This is a genomic window from Arthrobacter sp. NicSoilC5 (assembly GCF_019977395.1).
Lineage (GTDB): Bacteria > Actinomycetota > Actinomycetes > Actinomycetales > Micrococcaceae > Arthrobacter.
On sequence record NZ_AP024660.1, the window covers coordinates 1,433,343 to 1,450,629 of the forward strand.

Here is a 17,287-nt window from a genome sequence, read left to right on the forward strand (position 1 = left end):
TGGGGTCATGCCCTGCATTGCCGGTGCGCGCCTTCCGGCGGGCGGCCCGCGGGGCGGGCGGACTGATATGGGGGAGGAAATCAGTGTCAGCACAGGAGCCGGAGCGCGGGGAGCCAACGCCGGGGTGGCCCGGCGGCGGGCATGACGGTGGCGGACATGACGACGGCGGGTCCGCCGGCACCGGAGGACACAGCCCGGCAGCACCTGCCTGGGAGCAGCCGTGGGAGCAGCCGTGGGAGCAGCCGTGGGCGCCACCGGCAGGGCAGCAACCCGACGCAGGCCGGCAACCCGGCCCAGGACAACAATCCGCTGTCGGACAGCAGGGGGCGCCAAGGCATCCGGCGCAGCAGGCACCCGGGTGGGAGGAGCGGCGGCCCTGGCAACAGCAGCCGCCGCAACCGCCCCAGTGGCAACAGCGTGGACAGTACCCCTACCCTGAAGCGCCGCACTCCGGCCCGCAGTACCCCGGTCCGCCATACCCCGGTGCGCCATACCCCGGCGCGCCTTACGGAGCCTCCCCCTACGGACAACCCCGCTATGTCGCCCCTCCAAAGCCCGGCATCATCCCCCTGCGTCCACTGATGTTCGGGGAAATCCTGGATGGCTCGTTCCAGGGCATCCGGCGCAACGCCAAAGCGATGCTGGGAGCCGGCATCCTGGTGCAGTCCCTGTCGGCCATCCTCGCCGCAGTCCTTACTGGGGTCGTTGCAACGTCGTCCGGGTCGATTGAATCCTGGGCGCGGACGGCCAGCAGAGCCGACGTCGCGTCCCTCGGGATTGGGCTGATGGTTACCTTTGCCTTTCTGTCCATCCTGTCCGTCTTCATGTCCGTGGTTCTCCAGGGCGCCGTGGTGGTCATCGTGGCAAGGTCCGTCCTGAACCGGCCCACCGGCTTCCGGCGCATGCTGTCACTGGTGCGTCCACGGATCGGGGCGCTGATCAGGCTGGCCGCGGTGCTGGTGGCTGCCGGGGTGGCCACGATGGCGCTTTTCTTCGCTGTCATCGTGCTCCTGTTCTCCAATGTCCGCGGCGCGGGAGCGCTGCTGGTCATCCCGCTGATGATGGGCTTCGCCGTCCTGTTCCTCTGGGTGGCGATCAAGCTCATGGTGGCGCCTGCCGCCGTCGTCATCGAAGAATTGGGCGCCCTGGCCGGACTGCGCCGCTCGTGGACCCTCACGCGGGCAAACTGGTGGCGCATCCTTGGCATCACCCTGGTGGTGGGAATCCTGGTCACCGTGATCACCCAAGTGGTCCTGATCCCCGCAAGCATGCTGCCGACGGTCCTGTCGGGAGTCGTCTCGCCGCACGGCGGCAGCGGGCAGGACGCGGCGCTTACCGTGACCATCAGCATCATCACCGCGGTGGTCGGCGCCCTGGTGGGTGCGGTGGGCTACGCCTTCCAAACGTCTGTCATGGCCTTGCTCTACATGGACCTGCGGATGCGCAAAGACGGCCTGGACATCGTGCTGCTGCGCGATCTGGAGACCGGAGCGGATCCCGACGGGATCCCGGGCCGGAACGCCGGGACCGGGAGCACCCCGTACCCCGGGTACGGCACAGCGCCGGGGGCATGGCCGTATGGCCGCTGAGCCGCCGGTGCTGCCTGGAGCCGACGAGGCCCGGCGATGGGCGGCAGAAGAGTTGGCCAAACCTGAATACCGGGACGCCGCCCCCTCCTGGCTGGACAGTCTGTGGCGGAACTTCCTCGACTGGCTCCAGTCCCTGGACGGCTCGCCCGGGGACGCCGCACCGGTGCCCAGCCCCGTCATCGCCCTCGTCATTGCCGTCATCATCGCCGCCGCCATCCTCCTTGCCCGCCCCCGGCTGAACGCGCGGGCACGGAAGGCCAGCGACGTGTTCAAAAGGGAAACCGCGCTGACCGCCGGGGACTACCGGAACCGCGCGGAAGCCGCAGCCGCGGCCGCACAATGGGGGGACGCCGTCGTCGACCGTTTCCGTGCGGTGGTCCGCAGCGCCGAGGACCGGACCATCCTTGATCCGCAGCCAGGCAGGACGGCGGACGAGGCCGCGCAGGCGCTGTCCGTGCCGTTCGCCGGTGAATCCCGGCGCCTGGCCCGGGCGGCGGCCACATTTGACGGCATCCGCTACGGAAACAGGGCAGCGGGCAGCGGCGATTACCAGGAAATGGTGGCCCTGGACGCGGCATTGGGTGCCATGAAACCCGCCGCCGGCAGCACGGTGACGCCGATATGAGCGGACCCGCCATTGCCGGCACGGACCCGTCCCAAGGAACCCGGCAGTTCCAAGAACCTGGGCCGACAGGCCGGAACGTCCCCGTCCGCACGTTGAAGAAGTGGCTGCGGCAGCACCGTGCCGCCACCGCAGCAGCAGCGGTGGTGGCAGCTGCACTGGCCCTGCTCATCGGTACGCAGCTGGCGCCCAAGGGTGACAGGGTGCCCCTTTCAGTCCACAATGCCGGACCGGAAGGGGCCAGGGCGCTGGGCGAAATCCTGGGGCGGCACGGAGTTTCGGTCCATACGCCCGGCCGGTTCGACGCTGCGCTGGACGACCTGCACTCAAGCTCCTCCCCCACCCTCCTGCTCTATGACAGGAACGGTGTGCTGGACAGGCAGCAGGTGGCCGGCCTGATGGCTGCTGCTGGCCGCGTGGTGGTGGTCACCCCCAGGCTGGACACACTCGCCGCCCTTGACAGCGGCATCCACCAGGCCGGCGTCGTCCCCGACGCCTCTCCGGTCCTTGACCCCGGCTGCACCCAACCTGACGCGGAAGCGGCAGGACAGGTCACGGGCCACAAGGGATTCGTGTACGACGGCGGCACCACCTGCTACCGTGCGGCAGGAACCGCCGGGATGCTTGCCGTCAGCGGTGACGGCCGGCTGGCCGTACTGGGCAGTACGGCGGTCCTGGGCAACGACAAACTGGACGAGCTGGGAAACGCCGCGCTGGCGGTCCGGCTGCTCGGCGCGGCACCGGACCTCGTCTGGTACCTGCCCTCGATCGAAGATGCAGCGGACAACGGGTCCGGGAAAACCCTCGACGACCTTGCACCGGGCTGGGCCCGCTTCCTGGGCCCCTGGCTGCTGCTGGTGGCGGTGGTCGCCATCATATGGCGTGGCCGCCGGCACGGGCCGCTGGTGTTCGAACCGTTGCCCGTGGTGGTCAAGGCCGTTGAAACGGCGGAAGGCCGCGCCCGGCTCTACCAGGATTCACGTGCCGTCGACCAGGCCCGGGACAACCTGCGCGCCGGCTTGCTGGTGCGGCTCTCCGGAAAACTGCGTCCGGGCCCCGGCGCCACCGCGGAGGACACGATTGCCGCGGCAGCCCGGCTCCTCGGCAGGGACGCCGCCGGCGTCCGCGCCCTGGTCAATGAACGCCCCACAACCGAAGCCCGGCTGGTGGCCTGGTCCCAGGCCCTGGAGAAACTGGAGAAAGAGGTCATGACCCGATGAGTGAACAGAGCAGTGGCCCGGGGGTCCTGAACCCCACCGACCCCAACAGCCCAATGAACGACGACGGCCCACGGCAGGCGCTGCTTGCCGTCCGCCGGGAGGTGGCCAAGGCAGTGGTGGGACAGGACGCCACGGTCACGGGCATGCTGATTGCCCTGCTTTCGCAGGGGCATGTGCTGCTGGAAGGCGTACCGGGGGTCGCCAAGACCCTGCTGGTCCGGGCGTTGTCCTCCGCCCTGAGCCTGGACACCAAGCGGGTGCAGTTCACCCCCGACCTCATGCCGGGCGATGTCACGGGATCGCTGGTTTACGACTCCCATACGTCCGAGTTCAGCTTCCGGGAAGGACCGGTCTTCACCAACCTCCTGTTGGCCGATGAGATCAACCGGACCCCACCAAAAACCCAGGCTTCCCTCCTCGAAGCCATGGAAGAGCGGCAGGTGTCCGTGGACGGAGCCGCCAGGCGGCTCCCGACCCCGTTCCTGGTGGCGGCAACCCAGAACCCGGTGGAATACGAGGGGACCTATCCGCTGCCCGAGGCGCAACTGGACCGGTTCCTGCTCAAGCTCACCATGCCCTTGCCCGGACGCGGTGAGGAGATTGAGGTCATCCGCCGGCATGCCGCCGGATTCGATCCCCGGGACCTGGCAGCAGCCGGAGTCCGTGCCGTGGCGGGCGCCGAGGACCTGGAACGTGCGCGGGAAGCTGTGAACCGGGTAGCGGTGGAACCGGAAATCATCGGCTACATCGTTGACCTGGTGCGCGCCACCAGGGCCGCGCCCTCCTTCCAGCTTGGTGTCTCACCGCGCGGTGCCACTGCCCTGCTCAATACATCCAGGTCCTGGGCCTGGCTCTCGGGGCGTCCTTTCGTCACCCCGGACGACGTCAAGGCCCTGGCCCTGCCCTGCCTGCGGCACCGGGTGGCGTTGCAGCCCGAAGCCCAAATGGACGGGGTCCGGGTGGACGACGTCCTGGGCAGCATCCTGGCCTCCGTCCCCGTTCCCCGCTGATGGCCGTCTCGGGGCGCTTCGTGGCGGTGGTGCTGCTGGGCCTGGTGCCGGTGCTGCTGTTCCCGGGATGGTTGACCGTGTTCACCACGGCCGCCGTGCTCGTTGCCCTGCTGGGCGTCGACCTGTTGTTGGCAGGATCCCCCAGGCGGGTGGGTGCGGTACGCGCGGAGCCGGAGAACGTCACGCTCAACAACGCGGTGGAGGCGGTCCTCACGCTCCGCAACGGGGGTACCCGCAGGCTCCGGGGATCGTTCAGGGACGGGTGGCAACCTTCCGCGGGCGCCCAAAATCCTATTCAGGCCATCGACGTCCCGGCGGGCGAAAGCAGGCGCTTCGCGGTCAGGCTCCGGCCGGTCCGGCGGGGGGACCTCGCCGCGCCGCACGTGACCATCCGTTCCTATGGGCCGCTCCGCCTGGCAGCCCGGCAGCGGACCATCGATTGCCCCGGCTCGGTGCGCGTACTGCCGCCATTCCATTCCCGCAGGCACCTGCCCTCGAAGCTGCGGAAGCTGCGCGAACTGGATGGCAAGGCCGCCGTCCAGATCCGCGGTGCCGGCACGGAGTTCGACTCCCTGCGTGACTACGTCCGTGGCGATGATGTGCGGTCCATTGACTGGCGGGCTACGGCCAGGCGCTCCTCGGTGGTGGTCAGGACCTGGCGACCGGAACGGGACCGGCGGGTGGTCATGGTCCTGGATACCTCCCGCACCTCGGCGGCGAGGATTGCCGACGAAACCCGGCTGGACACCGGGATCGAGGCTGCGCTCCTCCTGGGCGTGCTGGCCGAACGGGGCGGTGACCGGGTGGACTTCGTGGCCTTCGACCGCAGGACCCGGGCGCGCGCCGGTTCCGCGGGCCAGGGCAACATCCTGGGCCGGCTGGTCCAGGCGATGGCTCCCCTTGAGGCAGAGCTGATCGAGATGGACTGGCCGGCTGTCCCGGCGCAGGTCCGCGCCGTCTCCGCGCACCGGTCCCTCGTGGTGCTGCTGACATCGCTGGACAGCGGAGCGCCCGAGGAAGGCCTGCTGCCCGTGGCGGAGCGGCTGGCCAGCCAGCACGTGGTGGTGGTGGCGGCGGTCCGCGACCCCCAGCTGGGCACCATGCTCCGGGAACGCACCGACGCCACCGGCGTGTTCCGTGCGGCTGCCGCCGAACGCGCCCTCCTGCAGCGCGCGGCGGTCACCGCTGAACTGCGCCGCTACGGCGCAGAGGTAGTGGACGCGGAACCCCACGACCTGCCACCCCGGCTTGCGGACATGTACATCCGGCTCAAGGCTGCCGGTAGATTGTGAAGCCGGAGGCAGACAGCGCCGCCGCAGGCAACAGGAGGTCCACGTCATGAACGTCCCCATCTACCGGCAGGCCCTGGGCACCGGGTTCTCCCGGCTGCAGCCCGAGCTCCAGGAGTACTTCTCGCTGGCACCGGGTTCCGGACAGTACGGGGTAGGGGAAGGAACGTTCGACGTCGTGGGGTGCCGCCAGCGGTGGCTGCGCCCTTTGCTGCGGCTGGCGGGCGGCGAAGAGGCCTTTTTCCCGGAATATGGTGAGAACATCCCGTTCCGGATCGAGAACCACGCCCACCAGGATCCGTTCGGCCGCTCCAGCCTTACCGCCCGCCGTGAAATCCGCTTCCCGGACCGCACCCGGCTCTTCCAGGACACCACCAGTGCCACCCATACGGGTGGCAACACCCAACTGGTGGACTACGTGGGACGCTATCGGCGGCTGGTGACGGACCTGAACCTGAGTGTCACGGCTGAAGGCAGGCTGCGTGGCGTTTCGGAGGCGTCGAGGCTCTTCATGGGTCCTCTGCGGGTGCCGCTTCCGGCCGCCCTCGACGCCAAGGCCTACGCCGAGCAGTGGTGGGACCCGGCCGAAGGCAGCAACGGACGGCACCGCATCCAGGTGAAGGTCATCCAGCCGCAGATCGGCCTGGTCCTGGTATACGCCGGGGCCTTCGACTACCGCTTGCGCCCGTACACCGGCGGCAGTTCCGCCCAAAGCTACCTGCCCCGCTACGCCCAGCCGGACCGCTGGGAAAACAGGGTGTAGCTAACCCAGCGCCTGCTGGTTCAGGCCGTCGGCTACCTGGGTGAGCCGGTGCAGGACGGCCGTGGCCTGGGCAGGTGTGTGGCCGGCCAGGCCTTCCGAGGGCGTCACCCGGATGGCGCCCAGCAGCGACGGCGGCAGGCCCAGCTGGCGCCAGGGGCGCCAGACGGATTCCACGCACTGGGCCACTTTGGGCAGCGGACCACCGGCACGCACGTCCAGGGCACCAGCCCAGAACTGTTTCCCAGCCTCCACCGCTTCGGCCACCTGCTCCCACTGGCGGTTGGTCAATGCCTTCAGCGGCAACGCGACGCCGTCAGCCCCTGCCGAGAGGGCCAGGTCGATGGGGGCTTCGATTTCGGGGAAGGACACGACAACCTCGGCTGCACCGGCTGCACGCAGGGAGTCCAGGACCAGGCGCCATGACTCGCGTGCTTCCGATCCCGCAATCGCGCGGAGGGTGCGGTACCCGCTGGCGGTGGGTATGGTTCCGGCCAGGACGGCGGCAATGGCGGGCTCGTCCACCTGCACCACGAGCCGGGCGCCGGGCACGGCCGCGGCCACCCTGCTGAGGTAACCGGCCACGCCCGCCGCGAGGGAGGCGGCCAGGTCCCTTCGGGCGCCGTAGTCCAGCAGGGCGCGTTCACCGTTGTGCAGGTACAAGCCGGCGGCAAGGCTCAGCGGTCCCACCAACTGCACTTTGAGTTCACCCGCCGATACGTCTTCCGCGCCGACAACATCGGCCAGGACGTTCAGGTCGGTGGACAGCGCCGACGCTGCCCGCCGCATGTCCTTGCCCGGGCGGTCCACGAGCCGCCAACCGTGCGGCTGTACATCCACCGCGAGTTCCTCCAGGAGGGAGGCAGTACGGCCCAGGGGGTCGGAGCCTACCCCACGGTCCGGCAGTTCAGCCAGGAAGGGAAGGTGGGGGCTGCCAAGCTCACCGCGGATGATCCGGGCAGCTTCCAGCGGATCTTCGCCCGGCCACGGGCCCAGGCCGGTGGCCGTGACTTCCGTGGCCCTGGCCTGGGTGGCAGAGGCCGCGTTTGATGAGGCAGCGTTTGATGGATCACCGGTGAAAGGGGCACCCGCCGGACGCGGGCCGGAGCCCGCATGGCGCTGTTCCCGGTTCACGCCAGCGCGGAGGTCTGCGGTTGCTGGCCCGAGGAGGCCTGGTGGTCCTCGGCAATGGCCTCGTGGTGGCGGATCACTTCACCGATGATGAAGTTGAGGAACTTCTCCGCGAAGGCCGGGTCGAGGTGGGCATCCTCGGCAAGGCGGCGCAGCCGGGCGATCTGCGCGGCTTCACGCCCCGGGTCACCGGCGGGGAGTCGGTGGTTTGCCTTCAGGAAGCCCACTTTTTGCGTCGCCTTGAAGCGCTCGGCCAGGAGGTACACCAAGGTGGCGTCGATGTTGTCAATGCTGGAGCGGATGGACAGCAGTTCAGCCATCACCGAATCGTCCACATGGCCTGCAAGCGAGCTGGCGGATGGATCAAATTCGTCGGCGCCAGGAGAGCTGGGGTTGTGCTGCGTCATGGCTCCAGTCTAGGGGAGCCGGAGGAACCACCGCGGGTGTGAAGCGCCGGTGCCGCCCATCTGACGGCACCGGCGCTGTCCGCGGCAGGACTGCCCGCAGGACTTCCTGCGGGTCAGGTTCCCAGGAGCGCGCGGTGCTCCTCCCGGCGTTTGGCCTGTTCGGCCGGGTCCGGCACCGGCAGGGAGGCGATCAGCCGGCGGGTGTAGTCGTGCTGGGGGTTGCCCATGACCTGGCTGCCGATCCCCTGCTCCACCAGTTTGCCCTTGTACAGCACTCCCACCCAGGAGGACAGGATGTCCACCACGGCAAGGTCGTGGCTGATGAACAGGCAGCCGAACCCGAACTCCTCCTGGATGTCCCGGAACAGCTCCAGGACTTTTGCCTGCACCGAAACGTCCAGGGCCGACGTCGGCTCATCAGCGATCAGCAGGCGCGGGTTCAGGCTCAGGGCACGCGCCAGTGATGCCCGCTGCCGCTGGCCGCCGGACAGTTCGTGCGGGTACCGTCCCGCGTACGACGCCGGCAGCTGGACCGATTCAAGCAACTCGCCAACGCGCTTGCGGGCCTGGGCGTCGCTCGGCCGGGTGTGGATGAGCATGGGCTCGGCGATGCATTCGCCAATGGTCAGCTGCGGGTTGAAGGAGGCGGCAGGGTCCTGGAACACGAAGCCGATGTCCTTGCGCAGGGGCTTGAACGTGCGTTCCCGGAGGTTCAGCATCTCGTAGCCCAGCACTTTGAGGCTACCGCCGGTGGTCCGGTTGAGCCCGGCGATGGCGCGGCCGATTGTTGTCTTGCCGGACCCCGACTCCCCCACCAGGCCGAAGACCTCACCCCTGGACAGGGTGAAGCTGACACCGTCAACGGCTTTGAAGGCCGGTGTCCCCAAGCGCCCCGGGTACTCGATCACCAGGTTGTCGGCGGCCACCAGCACTTCCTCATCCTGGTGGCGCCGCTCGGTGAGGCCTTCCGACGCCGAATTGCGGCCCAGGTGCGGCACCGCGGCAAGGAGGTTGCGGGTGTAGTCCTGCTTTGGTTCAGCGAAGAGCTTCTTCGCTGAAGCTTCCTCCACGACGTCGCCCTGGTACATCACCACCACCCGGTCCGCCAGGTCGGCCACGACCCCCATGTTGTGGGTGATCAGCACGATCGAGGTGCCATATTTGTCCCGAAGGTCCCGGAGGAGTTCCAGGATTTCCGCCTGGACGGTGACATCCAGGGCGGTTGTGGGCTCGTCGGCAACAATGAGGCCGGGGTTCAGCGCCAGGGCGGCCGCGATCACCACGCGCTGCTTCTGGCCGCCGGAAAACTGGTGCGGATAGTAGTTGACCCGGTGCTCGGGATCGGGGATACCCACCTTGCCCAGCGCCTCGATGGCCCGGGCTTTGGCCTCCTTGGCAGAGACCCGCCTACCGCCGTTGGCACCCGCGTGGGCACGGATGCCTTCGGCAATCTGCCAACCGACGGTGAACACGGGGTTCAGGGCGGTTGAGGGCTCCTGGAAGACCATGGCCACGTCCCGGCCGCGGATCTGGCGCAACCGGCCGGGGCTGAGGCTGATGACGTTGGCACCATTGATCAGCACCGCGCCGGAGCTCACAGCCGTTTCCGGGAGCAGGCCAAGGATGGTCTTGGCGGTGACCGTCTTGCCGGAGCCGGATTCCCCCACAATGGCCAGGACCTCACCCGCCTTGACGTCCAGGCTGACATCCTTGACGGCGTATACGTCGCCACCGTCCGTGGCGAAGGTGACCTTCAGGTGGTCGATATCCAGTACTGTCTTCCGGTCCTGGTCCTGACGGCCGGACACTGAACCGGGAGTTTCGTAACCGGGCTTCTCACTCACGGGTTGCTCAATTCTGTTTCGGTGCCGGATCCATGGGGAACGGCAGGAGTGGCCGGTACGGCAGCGGCTGCCGCCTTGCGGCTGCTGCGCTTGCGGCCGCGGAGCCGCGGATCGTTGAGGTCGTTGATGCTTTCGCCCACGAGCGTCAGCCCGAGGACTGTCCACACGATGGCGAGGCCCGGGAACAGCCCGGTCCACCAGATGCCCGAGGTCGTGTCGGCCAGCGCCTTGTTGAGGTCAAATCCCCACTCGGCCGCCGAGCTCGGCTCAATGCCGAAGCCCAGGAAGCCCAGCCCTGCCAGGGTAAGGATGGATTCAGACGCGTTGAGCGTGAAAATCAGCGGCAGGGTGCGGGTGGCGTTGCGGTAGATGTGCCGGGTCATGATGCGGATGTTTGACGCGCCCACCACCTTGGCGGACTCGACGAAGGGCTCCGCCTTGAGCCGGATGGTTTCGGCACGGATCACCCTGAAGTACTGCGGGATGAACACCACCGTGATGGAAATGGCCGCCGCCAGGATGCCGCCGAACAGGCTGGACTGTCCACCACTGATGACGATCGCCATGACGATGGCAACCAGCAGTGACGGGAAGGCATAGATGGCGTCAGCCACGACGACCAGGACGCGGTCCAGCCACCCGCCGATGTAGCCGCTCACCAGGCCGAGGATGACCCCGGCGAAGATAGAGAGGACCACGGCCACGATGATGACCAGGAGTGCCGTCTGGGTACCCCAGATCACGCGGGACAGGACGTCGTAACCGCCCACCGTGGTGCCCAGGAGGTGTTTCCCGCCGGGGGCCTGCTGGGTGGGGAAGCTGCCGTCGGCATCGGAAAGCTGCGCGAAGCCGTAGGGCGCCAGCAGCGGTGCGGCCAGCGCGGTGAGCAGGAAGATGCCGGTGAGGACGAGCCCCACCACCAGCATGAACCGTTGCAGGCCGACGCTTTTGTTGAAGTGCGAAACGACCGGCAGCCGCCGGAACAGGGAAGCCCGCGGGTTGGCGACGGGTTCGAGAGTTGTATTGGCAGACATTTCAGTACCTCACGCGGGGGTCGATCAGCGCGGCGATGATGTCCACGATGAAGTTGGTGACGGCGACGATGACGGCCAGCAGCACCACGATGCCCTGCACGGCGACGAAGTCGCGCGCCGTGAGGTAGTTGGCCAGCTGGAAACCGAGGCCTTTCCATTCAAACGTCGTCTCAGTCAGCACGGCGCCCCCGAGAAGGACGGCGATCTGCAGGCCCATGACCGTGATGATCGGAATCAACGCCGGTTTGTAGGCGTGCTTAGTCACCAGGCGGAACTCGCTGACACCGCGTGAGCGCCCGGCCTCCACGTAGTCCTTGCCGAGGGTACCGATGACGTTGGTCCGGACCAGGCGCAGGAAAACGCCGGCCGTGAGCAGACCCAGTGCCAGCGCCGGGAGGACCGCGTGGGACATGACGTCGCTGAAGGCGGCCATGTTTCCGCTGCGCAGGGCGTCCAGCCAGTAGATGCCCGTGGGCGCCTCCAGCGCGGTGAGGGACAGTTCGGTCCTGGTCCCTGCGCGGCCGGCGACCGGAAGCCAGCCCAGCCATACGGAGAACACCAGCTTGAGCAGCATGCCGGCGAAGAACACCGGGGTGGCGTAGAACAGGATGGCGAGGATCCGGAGCACTGCATCCGGCAGGTGGTCACGCCGGTGGGCGGCGACCATGCCCAGCGGGATGCCGACCAGCAGCGCCACGATGATGGCGTTGATGGAAAGCTCCAGCGTGGCGGACCCGTAGGTGGTGAGCATCTCGGTGACCTTTCGGTTGTCCGAAAGCGTGGTGCCGAAGTTCCCTGTGACCAGTTGGCCCAGGTATTCGAAGTACTGCACGAGCAGTGGCCGGTCGTATCCGGCGGCGTGGATCCTTTCCTGCAGCTGTTCCGGGGGCAGCCGTCCGCCCATGGCGGCGGTGATGGGGTCACCGGTGATCCGCATCAGGAAGAACACCATGGTGACGAGGATGAGAATGGTGGGGAAGATCAGCAGGAAGCGGACCAGGATGTACTGGCCCAGCCCGCCTCCTGTTTGCTTTTTCTTGGGCGGAAGGAGTGCGTCGGCGTCACTGGGTGGCGCGTCAATCAAAGTTGTCATCGGTACCTGGATTCGTGGTGACCGGGAGCCAGCAGTCCCCTCGTTGCTGGCTGATGACCGGCAAAAGGCGGGACACCGTTGCGGCGTCCCGCCTCTGGCCCGTCAGAGCCCGATGGGGGTGGAGTGCTTACTTGGACAGGACGCCAAGGCGGGTCTTGAAGGAGGGATCCAGGGTCTTCTCGACACCCTTGACGTCCTTCCCGGCCACCAGCAGCTGCGAGCCCTGCAGGAGCGGCAGCGTGGACAGGTCCTTGGCAACGGCCGTCTGGACGTCCCCGATCAGCTTCTGGCGCTCGGTCTTGTCCGGCGTGGTGAGCTGCTTCTGCACGAGGTCCGTGACGGTGGGGTTCTCGTAGTGGTTCTTCAGGAAGTTGCCGGGGATGAAGAACGGCGTGAGGTAGTTGTCCGCGTCCGAGTAGTCCGGGAACCAGCCCAGCTGGTAGACGGGGTAGGCGTCGGCGGTACGTGCCTTGGAGTAGGTCACCCATTCGGTGGACTGCAGGTCCACGGTGAACAGGCCCGACTTCTCCAGCTGCTCCTTGACCATGGCGTACTCGTCACCGGAGGACTTGCCGTAGTGGTCGGGGTTGTACTGCAGCTTCACGTTGACCGGGCCGGTGACTCCGGCGTCCGCCAGGGTCTTCTTGGCCTTGTCCAGGCTGGGCTTGCCGCTGCCGTCGCCATACAGGTCCTTCATCGGCTGGGTTGCACCAGGCAGACCATCGGGGACAACGGAGTACGCCGGGACATAGGTGCCCTTGTAGACCTGGTCGGAGATGGCCTGGCGGTCCACAATGTCAGCCATGGCCTGGCGGACGGCGAGTGCCTTCGCCGGGTTGGCTTCGGGAGTCTTGGCTCCGAAAGGCATGGTGTCGAAGTTGAAAACGATGTAGCGCAATTCGCCGCCCGGGCCCTTGTAGACCTTGACCTTGGAATCCTTATCCAGGTCCGCGGCGTCGGTTGCGGTCAGGCTGCGGCCGGCAACGTCAATGTTGCCGCCCTGGACATCCAGCTTGAGGTTGTTGGAGTCGGCATAGTACTTGATGACGGCACTGTCGTTGGCCGGCTTGCCCAGCAGTCCGTTGTAGTCAGCGTTGGCCTTGAGGCTGACAAGTTCGTTCTTTTTGTAGGAATCGATGGTGTAGGGGCCGGCAAAGGGCTTTCCGGCGACGATGTCCTCATCGCTCATCACCTTGTCCGCCGGGAAGACTTCCTCGTCGATGATGGGTCCGGTGTTGGTGCCCAGGACGCTGGGGAACACCTGGTCATTCCCTGCTTTGAGGTTGAACACCACGGTGGTGTCGTCCTTGACGTCAACGGACTTGAGGTTCGAGAGCAGGGACGCCGGCCCGTTGGGGTCGTCGATCTTCACCACGCGGTCGTAGGAGAACTTCACGTCCGAAGCGGTAAGCGCGTGACCGTTGGCGAACTTCAGGTTGGGCTTGAGCTTCACCGTGAACTCTGTGGGCGAGGTAAAAGACGCGGACTCAGCGATGTCCGGGCTGACTTCAGCCGAGCCGGGCTTGGAGTTCATCAGGAAGGGGTAGACCTGGTTCATCACCAGGAAGGATCCTGCGTCGTAGGAGCCGGCGGGGTCGAGGGTAACGACTTTGTCCGTCGTTCCGAAAGTGATGGCACCGCCACCGGCATTGCCGGTAGACGTTCCCCCGCCGCCGCCCGAGGGCCCTGTGCAGGCTGTCAGGGCCAGGGCGGAGATGCCTGCCAGCGCGATGGCGCGGTGCAGGGCCGTTGTGCTCTTGATCATCTGTGAACTTCTTTCCGATGAGTACGCGCACGCCCGCGGTCATAGGTTGATAGCCCCAGACGCCGGCGTGCAGTGCTGATCCCTAGATTGAATCAGAGAGTCAGCCCTCAGGACGGCCGTTTTTGTGAGTTCAAACACAAAATTTTCCTAAAAGTTACCCGGCGGAGCCCGGCAGCACCGTCAAGGGACGCCGCCCGGACACAGCAAAGCACCGCCACGGCAGAACCGTGGCGGTGCTGAAGGCGGATTGGTTACAGCGCGGCGCGCTGGAGCGAGCGGGCAGCGTCGATGGTGGCCTGCCCCAGCACGCGGCTGCCCTGGTAGAGCACTACCGTCTGGCCCGGCGCGACACCGCGCAGCGGCGCCACCAGACGGACCACCAACTGGGTTGCCGGGGCGCCGTCAGTGGAGGGCTCCATCCGCGCGGTGGCCGGAACCGGGTCCCCGTGCGCCCGGACCTGTGCGTAGCATTCGAACTCGGCGCCTGTCTCCACCTCGGCGATGGGCAGGCCCGCCCAGGAGACCTTGATGCCGCGGATCTCATCGATGGCCAGCAGCGCCTCGGGACCGACCACCACTTTGTTTTCCTTGGGCCGGATTTCCAGCACGAAGCGGGGCTTGCCGTCGGCGGCGGGGGTTCCGAGCTTGAGGCCGCGCCGCTGGCCGACGGTGAAGGCGTTGGCGCCGGGGTGCTCCCCTACCTTCGCGCCGGTTTCATCCACGATGTCACCCTGGGCCATGTCGATCTTCTCTGCCAGCCAGCCGGCGGTGTCGCCGTCGGGAATGAAGCAGATGTCGTGGCTGTCGGGCTTGTTGGCCACGGAGAGGCCCCGCCGTTCCGCTTCGGCGCGTACCTCGGCCTTGGACGGGGTGTCCGCCAGCGGGAACATGGAATGCTTGAGCTGCTCGTGGGTGAGGACGCCCAGGACGTAGCTCTGGTCCTTGGCCCAGTCCGCCGCGCGGTGCAGTTCCCGGTTGCCGTCAGCGTCCTCGATGACCTTGGCGTAGTGGCCCGTGCAGACGGCGTCGAAGCCCAGCGCGATGGCCTTTTCCAGCAGGGCTGCAAATTTGATGCGCTCGTTGCAGCGCATGCAGGGGTTCGGCGTCCGGCCGGCGGCGTATTCGTCAATGAAGTCCTGGACGACGTCTTCCTTGAAGCGCTCGGAGAAATCCCACACGTAATAGGGAATGCCCAGCACGTCGCAGGCCCGCCACGCATCCCGGGAGTCCTCGATGGTGCAGCAGCCGCGGCTGCCCGTGCGCAGGGTGCCCGGCATGCGCGAAAGGGCCAGGTGGACGCCGACGACGTCGTGCCCGGCTTCCACCGCGCGGGCGGCGGCAACGGCAGAATCAACTCCACCGCTCATGGCTGCTAGTACTCGCATGCTGGCTTTCTGTTGGGGGATGCCCGCTGCCCGGGGCCGTGCTGGACGTACCGGGGGCGGAAACGATCTTCGCCTATCCATTCTACGGCGGCAGGCAAATCAACCCGCTCCACACCCGGCGGAGCGGGCGCCGGGACGCGCCCGCCGGCGCTCAAGCGCCCGGGAAACCCTGCCGCGCCGCGGTGCCCGCGGTCTGGATGGAGGACTCGTGTCCGGCCATGCCGGCCTGGCGCGCCCGCGAATAAGCTTCGGGCAGCGCTGCAAGGAGGGCGTCGACGTCGGCCTCCGTGGAGGCGTGCCCCAGGCTGAACCGCTGGGCTCCGCGCGCCGTTTCCTCGTCCAGGCCCATGGCCAGCAGCACGTGGGAGGGGCGGGGCACCCCTGCCGTGCAGGCAGAACCCGTGGATGACTCGATGCCGGCAAGGTCGAGGAGGAACAGCAATGAGTCCCCTTCACAGCCCGGGAACGTGAAGTGCGCATTGCCCGGGAGCCGGCGGTCGCCGGGCGCCCCGCGGAGGACCGCCTCCGGAACACGTTCGCGGACGCCGTCGACCAACCGGTCGCGCAGGGCTGCGATCCGGGCCGCCTCGGCGGGCAGCCCGGCAGCGACAGACTCCGCGGCGGCGGCGAAGGCAGCGATGGAGGCGGTGTCCAGCGTCCCGGAACGGACGTCGCGCTCCTGGCCGCCGCCATGCTGTACCGGGGTGAGTTTGACGGCCCGCCCCAACAGGAGTGCGCCAACACCCACCGGGCCGCCGATCTTGTGCCCGGAGATGGACATGGCATCCAGGCCGGAATCCTTGAAGTGCACCGGCACCGAGCCGAATGCCTGGACGGCGTCGGAGTGCACCGGAACGCCGGCGGCGTGCGCAAGTTCCACGATCTGCCGGATGGGCTGGATGGTGCCCACCTCGTTGTTTGCCCACATGACAGTCACCAGCGCCACGGCGCCGGGGTTACGCGAGAGCTCCTCTTCGAGGGCCTGGAGGTCAACAACGCCGTCACCGTCAACCGGCAGCCACGCCACGTCGGCGCCTTCGTGGCGTTCGAGCCATTCCACGGTGTCCAGGACTGCGTGATGTTCGACGGCGGAGCAGAGGATGCGCCGCCGCCTTGGGTCTTCTGCCACCCGGGACCAGTACATGCCCTTCACGGCGAGGTTGTCCGCCTCGGTGCCTCCGGAGGTGAAGATGACCTCCGAGGGATGGGCGCCGGCCGCGGCCGCGATGGCCTCCCTGGCGTCCTCGACGGCACGGCGCGCCCTGCGGCCGGAGCCGTGCAGCGATGAGGGGTTGCCGGTCCGTGCCAGTTCACGCGTCAAGGCAGCGAGCGCGGCACCGGAAAGCGGCGTGGTGGCGGCGTGGTCGAGGTAGGCGGGCATCCTCCAATTCTATCGCGGCCGGTCCCGGTGGCCGCCGCGTGGAGCGGTCAGCTCCCGCCGGTAATCCGTGCGCAGCAGTGGCCTGCAACGGGGACAACCCGGTCCTCGGCGCCGCCACAGCCAACCGCAGCCCCCCGCAGGAAGGCGCCGTTCATGTCGCACACCACTGCCGCATGGGACCGCGACAGCCGGTGGAACGGGCAGTTGGGCAGCAGGTATCCCCCGTCGCCGTCGGGCTCCGGCTGATAGCCCGTTTCTGCCAGGAACTCTTCCAGGCCCGCAGAACCTTTCGCCAGTTCCCGGCCTTTCCGGAAGGCGACGGCGCGCAATGACTCCCCCACCGCCAATCCTTCGGCCCCGGTGGCCTCGATGGCCTCGGCCATCAGCTCCCCGGCGAGGTCGTAGTTCCGGTCCGGAACGGACGCTCCCACTTCACTTCCAACCGGCCGGTACATCTTGGCGGGACGACCTGACCCCGGTCCGGTCCTGCCGGCGGGTTTGTGGAATTCCACGGCCAGCAGGCCGTCCTGGACCAGCCTGTCCAGATGGAAGGAGACGGTGCTGCGCGCCATGCCGGCAGTTTCGGCCACCTCATCGCGTCCCAGCGGGCGGGGTGAGGCCGCGACCAGTTCAAAAAGCTGCAGCCTCTTGGCGTCGGTCAGCGACGCAACGGCAGCAATCCTGTCTGCCCAGGGAAGTCGGTACACGGCGCCTCCAATTCCAAAGTCAAGATGTCTTGATTATAGACCGTCAACTT

15 protein-coding genes are annotated in these 17,287 nt (G+C 67.7%); 6 read left to right on the forward strand and 9 right to left on the reverse strand.

The window, feature by feature from the left end:
- Positions 1-581 precede the first annotated feature (581 nt).
- Genes LDO22_RS06665 through LDO22_RS06690 form a run of 6 tightly spaced genes read left to right on the forward strand, consistent with a single transcriptional unit; the run spans position 582 to position 6,493 of the window.
- The gene (locus LDO22_RS06665) at positions 582-1,589 is read left to right on the forward strand and encodes a hypothetical protein (RefSeq protein WP_224026528.1); all 1,008 of its coding nucleotides are present in this window, start codon (positions 582-584) and stop codon (positions 1,587-1,589) included.
- Positions 1,579-2,214: a DUF4129 domain-containing protein gene (locus LDO22_RS06670; protein WP_224026529.1), complete on the forward strand. Its 636-nt coding sequence runs from the start codon at positions 1,579-1,581 to the stop codon at positions 2,212-2,214. The genes LDO22_RS06665 and LDO22_RS06670 overlap by 11 nt, the downstream gene beginning before the upstream one ends.
- On the forward strand, positions 2,211-3,431 hold the full coding sequence (locus LDO22_RS06675; protein WP_224026530.1) for a DUF4350 domain-containing protein: 1,221 nt from the start codon (positions 2,211-2,213) through the stop codon (positions 3,429-3,431). The genes LDO22_RS06670 and LDO22_RS06675 overlap by 4 nt, the downstream gene beginning before the upstream one ends.
- Positions 3,428-4,441 (forward strand): MoxR family ATPase, encoded by a 1,014-nt coding sequence (locus tag LDO22_RS06680; RefSeq protein WP_224026531.1) that lies wholly within the window; start codon positions 3,428-3,430, stop codon positions 4,439-4,441. The genes LDO22_RS06675 and LDO22_RS06680 overlap by 4 nt, the downstream gene beginning before the upstream one ends.
- Entirely contained in the window at positions 4,441-5,733 is a 1,293-nt protein-coding gene (locus LDO22_RS06685; RefSeq protein WP_224026532.1) for a DUF58 domain-containing protein, read from the forward strand. Before LDO22_RS06680 ends, LDO22_RS06685 begins: the two co-directional genes overlap by 1 nt.
- Before the next feature lie 46 nt (positions 5,734-5,779).
- Complete coding sequence (locus tag LDO22_RS06690) at positions 5,780-6,493, forward strand: DUF4166 domain-containing protein (protein ID WP_224026533.1); 714 nt, start codon at positions 5,780-5,782, stop codon at positions 6,491-6,493.
- On the opposite strand, the gene LDO22_RS06695 is transcribed toward LDO22_RS06690, so the two are convergent.
- From LDO22_RS06695 to LDO22_RS06735, 9 genes are all read right to left on the reverse strand, one after another.
- Positions 6,494-7,486, reverse strand: coding sequence for a hypothetical protein (locus LDO22_RS06695; protein ID WP_224027179.1), 993 nt, complete (start codon positions 7,484-7,486; stop codon positions 6,494-6,496).
- A 134-nt stretch (positions 7,487-7,620) separates the two neighbouring features.
- On the reverse strand, positions 7,621-8,028 hold the full coding sequence (locus LDO22_RS06700; RefSeq protein WP_159631548.1) for a chorismate mutase: 408 nt from the start codon (positions 8,026-8,028) through the stop codon (positions 7,621-7,623).
- A 113-nt stretch (positions 8,029-8,141) separates the two neighbouring features.
- On the reverse strand, positions 8,142-9,836 hold the full coding sequence (locus LDO22_RS06705) for an ABC transporter ATP-binding protein (RefSeq protein WP_224027180.1): 1,695 nt from the start codon (positions 9,834-9,836) through the stop codon (positions 8,142-8,144).
- Positions 9,837-9,868: 32 nt separating this feature from the next.
- The gene (locus tag LDO22_RS06710) at positions 9,869-10,906 is read right to left on the reverse strand and encodes an ABC transporter permease (RefSeq protein ID WP_159631547.1); all 1,038 of its coding nucleotides are present in this window, start codon (positions 10,904-10,906) and stop codon (positions 9,869-9,871) included.
- Between the two features lies 1 nt (position 10,907).
- Positions 10,908-11,999 (reverse strand): ABC transporter permease, encoded by a 1,092-nt coding sequence (locus LDO22_RS06715; RefSeq protein ID WP_159631546.1) that lies wholly within the window; start codon positions 11,997-11,999, stop codon positions 10,908-10,910.
- 127 nt (positions 12,000-12,126) lie between these two features.
- Positions 12,127-13,764, reverse strand: a complete 1,638-nt coding sequence (locus tag LDO22_RS06720; protein ID WP_224026534.1) for an ABC transporter substrate-binding protein — start codon at positions 13,762-13,764, stop codon at positions 12,127-12,129.
- A 251-nt stretch (positions 13,765-14,015) separates the two neighbouring features.
- Positions 14,016-15,149, reverse strand: coding sequence for a tRNA 2-thiouridine(34) synthase MnmA (mnmA, locus tag LDO22_RS06725; protein WP_159631544.1), 1,134 nt, complete (start codon positions 15,147-15,149; stop codon positions 14,016-14,018).
- A gap of 151 nt (positions 15,150-15,300) precedes the next feature.
- The gene (locus LDO22_RS06730; protein WP_224026535.1) at positions 15,301-16,530 is read right to left on the reverse strand and encodes a cysteine desulfurase family protein; all 1,230 of its coding nucleotides are present in this window, start codon (positions 16,528-16,530) and stop codon (positions 15,301-15,303) included.
- Positions 16,531-16,577: 47 nt separating this feature from the next.
- On the reverse strand, positions 16,578-17,237 hold the full coding sequence (locus tag LDO22_RS06735; protein ID WP_224026536.1) for a helix-turn-helix domain-containing protein: 660 nt from the start codon (positions 17,235-17,237) through the stop codon (positions 16,578-16,580).
- Positions 17,238-17,287: the final 50 nt, after the last annotated feature.